This window comes from Paraburkholderia sp. J67 (assembly GCF_905220265.1).
Taxonomy (GTDB): Bacteria; Pseudomonadota; Gammaproteobacteria; order Burkholderiales; family Burkholderiaceae; genus Paraburkholderia.
On record NZ_CAJMZK010000017.1, the window covers coordinates 1 to 11,927 of the forward strand.

Annotated in this window: 11 protein-coding genes; 4 read left to right on the top strand and 7 right to left on the bottom strand. The window is 64.6% G+C overall.

Going from position 1 to position 11,927, the window contains the following annotated elements:
• Nucleotides 1–107: 107 nt before the first annotated feature.
• The 3 genes from phaC to U5782_RS25960 form a co-directional block, all read right to left on the bottom strand.
• Nucleotides 108–2,072 (bottom strand): class I poly(R)-hydroxyalkanoic acid synthase, encoded by a 1,965-nt coding sequence (phaC, locus tag U5782_RS25950; RefSeq protein WP_415914409.1) that lies wholly within the window; start codon nt 2,070–2,072, stop codon nt 108–110.
• A 411-nt stretch (nt 2,073–2,483) separates the two neighbouring features.
• Entirely contained in the window at nt 2,484–3,365 is an 882-nt protein-coding gene (pgeF, locus tag U5782_RS25955) for a peptidoglycan editing factor PgeF (protein ID WP_322046764.1), read from the bottom strand.
• The gene (locus U5782_RS25960; protein ID WP_322046765.1) at nt 3,362–4,654 is read right to left on the bottom strand and encodes an RluA family pseudouridine synthase; all 1,293 of its coding nucleotides are present in this window, start codon (nt 4,652–4,654) and stop codon (nt 3,362–3,364) included. The genes pgeF and U5782_RS25960 overlap by 4 nt, the downstream gene beginning before the upstream one ends.
• 42 nt (nt 4,655–4,696) lie before the next feature.
• Here U5782_RS25960 and U5782_RS25965 point away from each other — a divergent pair, with 42 nt between their 5' ends.
• A complete protein-coding gene (locus U5782_RS25965; protein WP_322046766.1) occupies nt 4,697–5,593 on the top strand; it encodes an outer membrane protein assembly factor BamD in 897 nt (298 codons plus the stop codon).
• 166 nt (nt 5,594–5,759) lie between these two features.
• Here U5782_RS25965 and rlmD read toward each other — a convergent pair whose 3' ends face one another.
• Nucleotides 5,760–7,064: a 23S rRNA (uracil(1939)-C(5))-methyltransferase RlmD gene (rlmD, locus tag U5782_RS25970; protein WP_415914412.1), complete on the bottom strand. Its 1,305-nt coding sequence runs from the start codon at nt 7,062–7,064 to the stop codon at nt 5,760–5,762.
• A gap of 395 nt (nt 7,065–7,459) precedes the next feature.
• Between rlmD and U5782_RS25975 the strand changes: the two genes are divergently transcribed.
• From U5782_RS25975 to U5782_RS25985, 3 genes are all read left to right on the top strand, one after another.
• Entirely contained in the window at nt 7,460–7,666 is a 207-nt protein-coding gene (locus tag U5782_RS25975) for a hypothetical protein (protein WP_322046768.1), read from the top strand.
• A 133-nt stretch (nt 7,667–7,799) separates the two neighbouring features.
• Entirely contained in the window at nt 7,800–8,150 is a 351-nt protein-coding gene (locus U5782_RS25980) for a hypothetical protein (protein WP_322046769.1), read from the top strand.
• Between the two features lie 58 nt (nt 8,151–8,208).
• The gene (locus tag U5782_RS25985) at nt 8,209–9,081 is read left to right on the top strand and encodes an endonuclease/exonuclease/phosphatase family protein (protein WP_322046770.1); all 873 of its coding nucleotides are present in this window, start codon (nt 8,209–8,211) and stop codon (nt 9,079–9,081) included.
• Between the two features lie 19 nt (nt 9,082–9,100).
• Here U5782_RS25985 and U5782_RS25990 read toward each other — a convergent pair whose 3' ends face one another.
• The 3 genes from U5782_RS25990 to U5782_RS26000 are packed head-to-tail and all read right to left on the bottom strand — an operon-like array spanning nt 9,101 to nt 11,922.
• Nucleotides 9,101–9,886: a 3'-5' exonuclease gene (locus U5782_RS25990; RefSeq protein ID WP_322046771.1), complete on the bottom strand. Its 786-nt coding sequence runs from the start codon at nt 9,884–9,886 to the stop codon at nt 9,101–9,103.
• Nucleotides 9,887–9,915: 29 nt separating this feature from the next.
• Complete coding sequence (rpoS, locus tag U5782_RS25995) at nt 9,916–11,004, bottom strand: RNA polymerase sigma factor RpoS (RefSeq protein WP_322046772.1); 1,089 nt, start codon at nt 11,002–11,004, stop codon at nt 9,916–9,918.
• Nucleotides 11,005–11,016: 12 nt separating this feature from the next.
• The gene (locus tag U5782_RS26000) at nt 11,017–11,922 is read right to left on the bottom strand and encodes a peptidoglycan DD-metalloendopeptidase family protein (RefSeq protein ID WP_322046773.1); all 906 of its coding nucleotides are present in this window, start codon (nt 11,920–11,922) and stop codon (nt 11,017–11,019) included.
• Between the last annotated feature and the right edge of the window lie 5 nt (nt 11,923–11,927).

Consider the following 11,927-nt stretch of genomic DNA (forward strand, 5'->3'; position numbering starts at 1 on the left):
CAGGGCTACGCGAAATCGCGAGAGATGCTTTGCCCGTCAAGTTAAAAACACAAAACCTGCTACTGCGTGTCACTGCATATTGGCTGTCACGGCGCCGGTGATCGCTATCACTCGCGCTGCTGGACGTAGCGCCCCGGCGCCGGTTCGATCGCGGGGAATTCCGCCGATCCCGCCTCGGCACTCGGCTTGACCTTCTTGCCGCCGAACTGGTCGAGCCATTCGGCCCACGTCGGCCACCAGCTGCCCGGTTTTTCCTCGGCCGCGCCGAACCAGTCGTCGGCTTCCTCGGGCAGATGCTTCGCTTCGGTATCGAATGTCCAGTAACTGCGCTTGTTCTTCGATGCCGGATTGATCACGCCGGCAATGTGGCCCGACGCGCCCAGCACGAACTTGAGCGGCCCGGACAGCAGCGGCACCGACGCGTACGCCGTACGCCACGGCACGATATGGTCCTCGCGCGAGCCGTAGATAAAGGTCGGCACGTCGATGCGTGAAAGATCGACCTCTTCGCCGCACACCGTCAACGCGCCCGGCTCGCGCAGCTTGTTCTCGAGGTAGGTATTGCGCAGATACCACGCGTACATCGGGCCCGGCAGGCTCGTCGAGTCGCTGTTCCAGTAGAGCAGATCGAACGCGGCGGGCGTGCGGCCCTTGAGGTAGTTGTCGACGACGTAGTTCCAGACCAGATCGTTCGGGCGCAGGAACGAGAACGTATTCGCGAACTCCATGCCGCGCATCAGGCCCGGCGTGCCGCCGTTCTTGCCGCCGATGGTCTGCTCGCGCATCTGCACGTGGGCTTCGTCGACGAACACGTCGAGCACGCCCGTATCGGAAAAATCGAGCATCGCCGTGAGCAAGGTCAACGACGAGGCCGGATGTTCGCCACGCGCCGCCGCCACGGCCAGCGCGGTGGCGAGCAGCGTGCCGCCGACGCAGAAGCCGAGCGTATTGATCTGCTCGCGCCCGCTGATGCTGCGCACGGTGTCGATGGCGCGCAGCACGCCGTCTTCGGTGTAGTCGTCCCAGGATTTGTCGGCAATCGACGCATCGCCGTTATGCCAGGAGACGAGGAACACCTGCTGGCCCTGCTCCAGCGCGTAGGCAACGAGCGAATTCTCGGGCTGCAGGTCGAGGATGTAGTACTTGTTGATGCAGGGCGGCACGATCAGGAGCGGCCGCTCGCGCACGGTCGGCGTGCGCGGCTTGTACTGGATCAGCTGGAACAGTTCGTTCTCGAAGACCACCGAGCCTTCCGTGGTCGCAAGATTGCGACCCACCACGAAACGCGATTCGTCGGTCTGCGAAATCTTGCCGCGCGACATGTCGCCGAGCAGGTTCATCACGCCCTGACGCAGGCTTTCGCCGTGGCTTTCCAGCAAGGCGTTCTGCGCGTCGGGGTTGAGTGCGAGGAAGTTGCTGGGCGAGGCGGCGGCCGTCCACTGCTGCACGGCGAAGCGGATACGTTCGCGCGTCTTCGGGTCGGTGTCGAGGGCGTCGACCATTTCGTGCAGGTAACGCGCATTCAGCAGATACCAGGCCGCCGTAAAGGCGTAGGCCGGCGTGGCTTTCCACGCATCGGAGCTGAAGCGGCGGTCCTTGAGTTCCGGCGCCTTCGGCGTGGCAGCCGAGGCTTCGCGCAGTAGCTCCATCGCGTCGCGCGAATAATCGGCCTGCAAATGCTGAAGCCGGTTCGGCTCGATCGAGGCCGAGGGCAGCTTGAACGCCTCGAAGGCGCCAAAAGCCGATTGCATCGCGGCGGGATTCATGGCGGCGCCGAACATCGCTTGCGCGGCCTGGGCCGGATTCGCGGCGCCGTTGGGCGTACCCGCTGCGCCCGGCACCCCGGGCCAGAATGCACCCAGTTGAGCAGAGGGCTGACCCAGCGCCTGCCCCCACTGCTGCGCGCCCGATTGTTGCGCAGCATTCATGGCGTTGCGCCAGGCCTGCGTCCATGCGTCGAGCATTTGCTGCATGCCGGCGGCGTCCGGCGTGAAATTCGGAATGAAAGACTGTGCACCGTGGGTTGAAGCGCCCCCACCCGGGGATGTCGTGGAACGTTGAGATGCCGTCATGCCTGCTTTTGACCGATGTGTCCCGGAGGACTGGTTGAGAGGCAGGTGGAACGCGCAAGGCGCGCCACTGTCTTGCGCCCGGTGCGTCCTGTCCCGTAGGTGAGGGACATTTTTGCTCCCCACTGCAAAGCGTGTCAATGCTTGTGCCCGATTTTGCCGCACTGCGATATTTTTTTTATTATCGTTTTCCCGATGCGTTCTGACTCACGTCTGGCGCGCACGCAGGACGAACCGGCGCGACACGGAAAAAGATCCGTGCGCGCAGGTGCTTGCAGTGCAATGTGGAAAGCGCCGATCTGATTCGCGCTGCATGGAAGGCCGTGACTTACGGTCAACGGTGCAGCGCAGCAAAATCACGCCAGAAACGCGCTGCGAGGCGGTGTGCCCCGCAGCGAAAAACCGCGGAATGACTCAGGGTTCGAGCCAGATGAGCGCGGCCATGCGGCCCGTCACGGGCTCGCGGCGATAGGAGTAGAAACGCGCGCGGTCGGTGAAAGTGCACATCCCGCCGCCACTGATGTGCGTGATGCCGAGTTCGCCAAGACGCAGATGCGCGAGCGCGCCCAGGTCGGCGAGATACTTGCCAGGCGCCTCGGGACGCGGCACGAAGGCAGCGTCGGTCGCCGCGCGTTGTGCGCCACCGACATTCTGCGCATGCGTCATGAACGCGTCACGCACGTCTGCCCCCACCTCGAACGCCGTCGGGCCGATAGCCGGACCGAGGTACGCGTGCAGCTCGCTCGTCGCGCAACCCGCGAGCGCGGCCACCCGCTGCGCCGTCGTTTCGATAACGCCGGAAGCGAGGCCGCGCCAGCCCGCATGCGCGGCACCGACCGCACGGCCCGCGCCATCACAAAGCAGCACCGGCATGCAGTCGGCGACCATCACCGTGCAGGCGATGCCGGGCTGGTCGGTCACGCTCGCGTCGGCTTCGAGTGGCGTGCCCGCGCGGGCGGCGGCGAGCGCTTCGGCCGCATCGACGACCACCGGCCCGTGAATCTGCTTGAGCCAGGCCGCGGGCACGCCCGCGTATGCCAGCAGCCGCGCGCGATTGGCCTCGACATGCTCGAGGTCGTCACCCGACATCCGGCCTAGATTCAGCCCGCACGGCAGATCCACGCCCTCGCCCGTTTCACTGCCCGCCACGCCACCGACCGCACCGGCTTGCCAACGGCCGAACGGCGGCGCGCTCACGCCGCCATTGCGGGTCGTCACGATCGCGCGCACGCGCGGCGCGACGTCCCACTCAGGGTGCAGCAGATCGGCGGAAGTCAGTTCCGGACAGATCGTCATGCGGACTTGTCCTCGTGGTCCTGATCGTCGTCTTCGTCTTCGCCTTCCTCGTCGTTTTCGTCGGCGTAATCGTCCTCGTCGCTGCCGATCACGTAGCCTTCGTCCGTGTAGGCGCTATCGAACATCTCGTCGTCGAAGGCGTGCTCGCTCTCATCCTCGTCGCCGCCAAACCCGAGCGCTTCGATCAACGCATCCATATCGTCCGGGACCTCGGCGCGCCATTGCATCGCGCGGCCCGTCACGGGGTGGATCAGGCCGAGGCGCCACGCGTGCAGCGCCTGGCGCGCAAAGCCGTCAGGCAGCGCAGCAACCGAACGCTTGCCGCGCGCGTGCCCGTAGACCGGGTCGCCCAGCAACGGATGACCGATATGAGCGCAATGCACGCGAATCTGGTGGGTGCGGCCCGTTTCCAGGTCGCAATGGATCGCGCTCACGGGCTGGTTATGCCAGAGCGTCTTGTCGACGCGGCGGTAATGCGTGCGCGCCGGCTTCCCGGATGCACCCTTGACCACCGTCATGCGGGTGCGCTCGCGCGAATCGCGACCGATCGGCGCGTCGATCGTGCCTTTCTCGGGCATGTTGCCCCACACCAGCGCGAGGTAACGGCGCTTCACGGTGCGCGCCTGCAACTGGCGCACCAGATCGGTCTGCGCTTCGAGCGTGCGCGCCACGACCATCAGCCCCGAGGTCTCCTTGTCGAGCCGGTGCACGATGCCTGCGCGCGGCAAGCCCGCGGCCGCCTCGCCGTAACGATGCAGCAGACCGTTGAGGATGGTGCCGCTCCAGTTGCCGGCCGCCGGATGCACGACGATCCCCGCAGGCTTGTTGATGACGACGATGGCGTCGTCCTCGTAGACGATGTCGAGCGGCACGGGCTCCGGCGTGAAAGCGAGCTGTTCGGGCAGCAGATCGGGTACGAGTTCGATCACGGCGCCCAGCGGCACCGGTTGGCGGATCTTCGCGGGCTTGCCGTCCAGCAGCACGCGCTGCGCCTCGATCCAGCTTTGCAGGCGGTTGCGCGAAAACTCGGGGAACAGCTTGGCGAGCACCTTGTCGAGCCGCTCACCCGCGAGTTCGTCGGGAACTTCAGCACGTCGGGCTTCCTGATCTTCACGTGCGACGCGCGTGCGGGGCGCCCCGCCGGCGATGGGCGTGTAATCGCCTGCAAACAAATCGTCATCAAGCGGCTCATGGGCCGCTGCGTCATTGGGCACATCGCCCAGGCTATAATCGCTGATGCTGTTTTGGGCGCCGGGAGCGCCGGCCCCCGGAATAACTGAACGGGTCATTGAGTCTGGGTCACCTGTGGACCTGAAGCTGGACTGGGATAAATGCGAGCCTTGAACACGATTACGAAACTGGCCGACTATGCAGCGGCCCGAAACGCAGTGCGCGCCGCGCACATGCAAACGCTCGGCAAGATTGGCAACATCATCCGGGTTGCCGCATGCGGCGTTGCGCTCACCGTGGTGGCTGCCTGCCACGGCCTGCCGGAAAAAACCGACGAAACGGCAACGTGGAATAACAACAAATTATATACGGAGGCTCAGGACGCGCTATCCGGCGGCGATTGGGGCAAGTGCGCCAAGTACTTCGAACAGCTCGAAGGCCGCGATCCGTTCGGCCACTTCGCCCAGCAGGCACAGATCAACGTGGCCTACTGCGACTGGAAGGATAACGAGAACGACGCCGCCGACCAGGCGATCAACCGCTTTATCCAGCTGCACCCGGATCACCCGGACATCGCCTACGCGTACTACCTCAAGGGCATGATCCACTTCAACGACGATCTGGGTCTGTTCGGCCGCTTCTCGGGCCAGGACATGAGCGAGCGCGATCCGAAGTCGCTGCGCGAGTCCTACGACGCCTTCAAGATGGTGGTCGACAAGTATCCGCAAAGCAAGTACGCGCCGGATGCGGCGCAGCGTATGCGCTACATCGTCAACGCCCTCGCCTCGCACGAAGTGCACGCGGCCGACTACTACTATCGTCGCGGCGCCTACGTGGCGGCCATCAACCGCGCGCAGCTCGCGATCACGGAGTACAAGAGCGCGCCCGCGATCGAGGACGCCCTGCACATCATGATCCTGTCGTATCAGAAGCTGGATCAGCCGCAACTCGCCGACGACACGCGCCGCGTGCTGGCTGCGACCTTCCCGGACAGCCCGTACATCACCGGTCACGCGCGCCCCGGCAAGGAAGCCAAGTCGTGGTGGCAAATCTGGTAATGGCCGCCTGAGCGCCGCCGTTGACCGCTGAACACGGCGGTCAAAAGCAAAATGCCACGGAGTTTTCTCCGTGGCATTTTTTTTGCGCCGCGCAGACCGCGGCGGCCGTTCACACTGGATTCGACGGCGCTCCAACGGAGCGCCGCCCGACGGAGCGCCGCCCGACTCAGTCGCGCTCGAACAGCGCGATCGATTCGACGTGCGAGGTATGCGGGAACATGTTGACCACGCCCGCGCCCTTCAGGCGATAACCGGCTTCATTGACGAGCACGCCGGCGTCACGCGCGAGCGTGCCCGGGCTGCACGACACGTAGACGATGCGTTTGGGCAGCGGACCGTTGCCGCTCTGCGCGATCTCGGCCAGCGCCTGCGACACGGCGAACGCGCCTTCGCGCGGCGGGTCGATCAGGTACTTGTCGAAATGGCCGAGCGCGCGGATATCGTCGGCGGTCACTTCGAACAGGTTGCGGCACGCGAACGAGGTATGGCCGTCCACGCCGTTCTCACGCGCGTTTTCGAGCGCGCGCGTCGTCAGTTGCTCGCTGCCTTCGATCCCCACCACTTCGCGCGACAGACGCGCGAGCGGCAGCGTGAAGTTGCCGATGCCGCAGAACAGGTCGAGCACACGGTCGCCCGGTTCCGGCGCGAGCAGACGCAGCGCGCGGCCCACCAGCACGCGGTTGATCTGGTGATTGACCTGGGTGAAGTCGGTCGGCTTGAACGGCATGCGGATGTTGAATTCCGGCAGCGTGTAGTCGAGCGGCTTGTCGAGCGGATAGAACGGGAACACCGTGTCCGGCCCCTTGGGCTGGAGCCAGAACTGAACATTGTGCTCGTCGGCGAATGCGCGCAGCTGGTCTTCGTCCGCGGCGGTCAGCGGCTCCAGAATGCGCAGCACCAGCGCCGTGACGCTCGAACCGACGGCCAGCTCGATCTGCGGCAAGCGATCGCTGATCGACAGCGACGAGACCAGATGACGCAGCGGCACCAGCATCGCCGAGACATTCGGCGGCAACACTTCGCAGCTCGTCATGTCGGCCACGTAGCTGCTCTTGCGCTCGTGGAAGCCCACCAGCACGCCGCCCTTCTTCGGCACATTGCGCACCGTCAGGCGCGCACGATAGCGATAGCCCCAGGACGGCCCGTGAATCGGGCGGAACATCGTCTCCGAGCGCACCTTGGAAATGTGCGTGAGATTGTCCTCGAGCACGCGCTGCTTGACGGCGATCTGTGCGCGCACGTCCAGATGCTGCATCGAGCAGCCGCCGCACGTGCCGAAGTACGCGCATTGCGGTTTGGTACGAATCGCGCTCTCGCGCAGCACGTTGACGACCTGGGCCTGCTCGAAGGTCGGCTTCTTGCGATAGCTCAAATAAGTGACACGCTCGCCCGGCAATGCGCCTTCGACGAAGATCACCTTGCCCGGCTCGCCCGTTTCGGTGACGGTACGGCCGACACCGCGCGCCTCCATGTCGAGCGACTCGATTTCCAGAATCGGGGCATGAGCGACCGACGCCTCGACGGCGGCGCGCTTCTCCGCGCGACGCTCGCGCTTGCTGCGCTTCTTCGTGGGCGTGGGCAGGGCCGCAGCGGACTCGGCGCGGACAGTTTCGGCTTGAGGGTCGGGGGCAGCTTGGGACACCAGCGAATTCCTGACAGACAGTGGGGTGGATTTTTTAGGCGAAGGCGAGATTGTAGTCGATTCGGCGCGCGCCTCCTCAAGCGTACATCGGGCCAGAACGCGCGCGGCCTCGCGGTCTGTCCGTTGCCTCACTTTCAGATAAGTCCGATCTACTCCTACGACGTCCGTCAGTACGATGTTCCTCGCGTCGTGTCATGCAAGGCCGACGCCAAGGACCCGACATCATGGACACGCTTTTTTCCACTACCGGCTTTGTGATCGCATTGGGGGCGCTCTGCGTCGCCGTCGTCTTTCTCGCGCCCTATCTCGAAGCGTTACCTCGCGAGCGCGCCGCACGGCGCCAGTCGTATATCGTCGCTGCCGCACTCATTGGCAGCCCGATTTTGATGATCGGCCTGATTTATCTCATTGTCCGCCTGATTTTCGATTGAGCGGCGCATAGCGCCCTGCGCCGCCGTGGCGACGCTTCGGATTACCAGGCAGCGTGTTTTGGGAACCGTCCGATAGGCGGCGCCACCCCATGCGCGTACAGGTAAGCCCTTCATCACGATCTTGAGAACCCGCATGAACAAAGTGCTTTGTATCGCGCTCGCTGCGACCACGCTCGGCTTGAGCGCCTGCGTATCTTCGCCCACCCCGGCCCCCGAAGTGTCGATGGCGTCCGTCACGCGCGGCATGGCGCAAAACGACGTCATCGCCCGCATTGGGCCGCCCGACCGCGTGCGCGGCGCGAACGGCAACGAATGCTATCAATATGCTCTCGGCGACTACGGCAATGTGCTCTTCGCGGTGTACTTCCGGCGTCAGGCCGTGGTGGCAACCGAACGAGGCAACTGCAACCTCGAAATGACGCGCGCGACGGCCGATCAAGGCGTGGCCTATCATGCTTCGGACTACACGACGACGCGCCGATAACACTTCGCAACCGCGCTCCGGCCGGCCGTCGTTCGACTCATGCTCGAGACGGACTGCCATGAAGCTCATCAGCTGGAACGTTCAATGGGGCCGCGACGCGGCGGGCGTCGTGGATCTCGCGCGCACCGTGCGGCAAGCGCGGGGCCTCGCTGATTTCGACGTGTTGTGCCTGCAGGAGATCACGCGCGGCTTTCATGCGCTACCGGGCGGCCCCGGTAACGACCAGTTCGCCGAACTCGCAGCACTGCTGCCCGGCTACACCATCATCGAAGCGATCGGTGCCGACCTGGGAGCGCAACCTGCGGCAGCAAGTACGGGACGATCCGCGCTGCGCCGGCAGTTCGGCAATGCCCTCGCCACGCGCCTGCCTGTCAGACAGGTCTTCCGCCATCTGCTGCCCTGGCCCGCCGATCCGGCCGCGCCCTCGATGCAGCGCGTGGCGCTTGAAGCCGTGCTCGACGCGCCAGGCGGTGCGCTGCGCGTGCTCGTCACGCATCTGGAGTTTTACTCGGAGCGTCAACGGCTTGCACAGGTCGACGAATTGCGGCGCTTGCAGCAAGAAGCCGCGGCACACGCGGCGCATCCGGCACCCGCCGAGAGCGACGAAGGTCCGTTCGCGCGCAGTTCACGCCCGGTTAGCGCCATCGTGTGTGGGGACTTCAACAGCGCCTGGGGCAGCACAGCCTATGCGCGCATGCTCGCGCCGCTTACGGACAGCCCTGCCTTCATCGACGCCTGGAGCACGCTGCATCCCGGTGCGACGCCGCCGCCCACTGCCGGCGTGTACGACACCGTGCAATGGTCAGAGGGCGCGATGACCTGCGACTTCGCGTTCGTCACGGAGGACCTGCGCACTCGCCTGAAACACTGCGAAATCGATGGCGTCACGCAAGCTTCGGATCACCAGCCTATCGTGCTGGAACTCGCCTGAACGCCATACGAACCCACGCTTATTCCGCGTCGCCGAACGCCTTCAGATACTCGGCCCAATGCGGCGCCGACTCGCCCGCGAGCGTCTGCTTGACGAAGGTGATTTCGTCGTCGTATTCGCGCTCGGTAAATCCACCGCGCATTTTCTGGAAGCGGCAATAGAGCAGATACGTGTTGACCACGTCGGTTTCGCAGTAGTTGCGAATTTCCTCGATTTTCCCTTGCTGGAACGCCGTCCACACCTGGCCGCCATCCATGCCGAGCTTGCCCGGAAAACCGCACAGCTTCGCAAGCGCATCCAACGGCGCATTGGCACGCGCCTGGTACATCGCAAGCAGGTCCATCAGGTCGGTATGACGCGAGTGATAGCGGCTGATGTAGTTGTTCCACTTGAAGTCGCGATCTTCTTCGCCCAGCTCCCAGTAGCGCACCGCGCGGATGCCGTGCACCAGCGCGCGATAGTGCAACACCGGCAGGTCGAAGCCGCCACCATTCCACGACACGAGTTGCGGCGTGTACTTTTCGATGGTGCGGTAGAACGAGTCGATCAGCTTCGCTTCGCCATCTTCGGGCGTGCCGAGCGAGCGCACGCGAAAGCCCTGGCCGTCGCGGAACACGCAGGAAATCGCGGCGACGCGCTGAAGATGATGCGGCAGAAAATCGCCGCCGGTTTTCTCACGGCGCGCGGCGAACGCATGTTCGGCCACTTCGGCGTCGCTGAGCGAAGCGGGCAGGTCTTCAAGACGGCGAATGCCGTCGACATCGGGAATGGTCTCGATGTCGAATACAAGTACGGGTACTGTCATTCAGATGAACGCCGGGACAAGCGGCGAGTTTAGAGAACGGCGTCCTTGCGCACGCCGTTCGAGGCGAAAAAGCGCTTGAGGCGCACCAGCGCTTCCTGCTGGATCTGCCGCACGCGCTCGCGGGTGAGGCCCATTTCGTCGGCCAGCTCTTCGAGCGTGGCGGGCTCGATATGGTTCAGGCCAAAGCGCCGTTCGATGACATGGCGATGCTTGTCCGAGAGCCGGCCAAGCCACGCACGCGTGAGCGTTTCCAGCTCGCGGTGCTGCACTTCGGCGTCGGGCGACTGGCTCTGGTCGTCGGACAGCAGGTCGAGCAGGCTGCTCGCGGGGTCGAGATCGAGCGGCGCATCGAGCGAGGCGGTGTGCTCGTTGAGCGCGAGGATGTCGGTGACTTCCTCGGTGGTCTTGCCGGTGAGATAGGCGATGTCGTCGATGCTCGCATCGCGCCGCTCCGACGCCGCATCGGCATTCAGGGAATTCTTTTCCAGATGACGCTTGGCGCGCAGCACCTGGTTGAGTTCACGGATCACGTGCACGGGCAAACGCACCGTGCGCGCCTGGTTCATGATCGCGCGCTCGATGCTCTGACGGATCCACCAGGTCGCGTAGGTCGAAAAACGGAAACCACGCGTGGGATCGAACTTCTCGATCGCGTGCATGAGGCCGAGATTGCCCTCTTCGATCAGATCGAGCAGCGGCACGCCGCGATTCAGATAGCCCTTCGCGATCGACACCACGAGACGCAAATTGCGCTCGATCATCACCTGGCGAGCCTCGAATTCGCCCGCCTTCGCCAGACGCGAGTAGCGCTGCTCTTCCTCGACGGTGAGCAGCGGCTTCACGCTGATCCGGTTCAGATAATGCTGGATGGTGTCGGCCGTGAGTTCGGCCTGGAGGATCGCGCGGAAGTCGTCCGCGTCGGACGGCGCTTCCGCAGTTTCTTCGCCTTCGCGCCCACCACCCTCTTCCGAGCCGGCGTCGCGATCTTCGCGATCGTCCTGATCGCGCGCCCCGTCGAGCTCTTCCTCTTCGGCGGGCGCAGCGCCGTCCTCCACCGAAACCTGGGCGGCTTGACTGTCAGACTCGGATTGCTGCAGACGGCGCTTCGATTTCGGCATGGTCGGCTCGCTTTATTGCGGCGGCAAGTACTTCAGTGGGTCGACGGGCTTGCCCTGACGGCGTACTTCGAAATGCAGCATCACGCGGTCCGAGTCAGTATTACCCATTTCGGCGATTTTCTGGCCCTTGGTGACAGCATCTCCCTCTTTTACCATCAAAGCTCGATTGTGTGCGTACGCGGTCAAGAACGTCGCGTCATGCTTGATGATAATGAGATTGCCGTAACCGCGCAGCCCATTTCCGGCATAAACCACGCGGCCATCGCCTGCGGCCTTGACGGACTCGCCCGGCGCACCGCCAATATTGATGCCCTTGTTCTTCGAATCGTCGAAGCCATTGAGCACCGGACCGCGCACCGGCCACGTCAGCGCGACGTTGCCCGCAGGCGCGGCGGCCATGTCGCTGCCGCTCGCCTGCGGCGGCACGACGGCCGGCGGCGTGGAGCCCGCGTTCGCACCCGAGCCGATCATCGGCGGCATCGCGGGCGAAGCGCCCGGCTGCGCGCCCGCCGTTGCCATGCCCGGCACCGGCGCGGTGACGACGCCCGGCGTGTACGCAGCGGCGTTGCTCGCACCCGGCGGCACGACACGCAGCAACTGATCCACTTCGATCTGGTTCGGATTGGTGAGATTGTTCCACGCGGCGATGTCGCGGTAGTTCTGACCGTTTTCGAGCGCAATCCTATACAGAGTATCGCCCGGCTTCACCCGGTAATATCCCGGAGGCGGCGGGCCGAGCGGCACCGGCGGCTGTGCGCCGGACGTGCCGAGTGCTCCGGTGCGGTCCACGACGGGCGCGTTATCGAGACGCGTCGCGCAAGCCGTCAGCAGACAGAGCGCGATGACCGAAGCACTGCGTTGGGCTGTGGTCAGGTCGATATTCAGGCGTTTTCTTTGCATCGCGCGCAACATACTCATCGGTT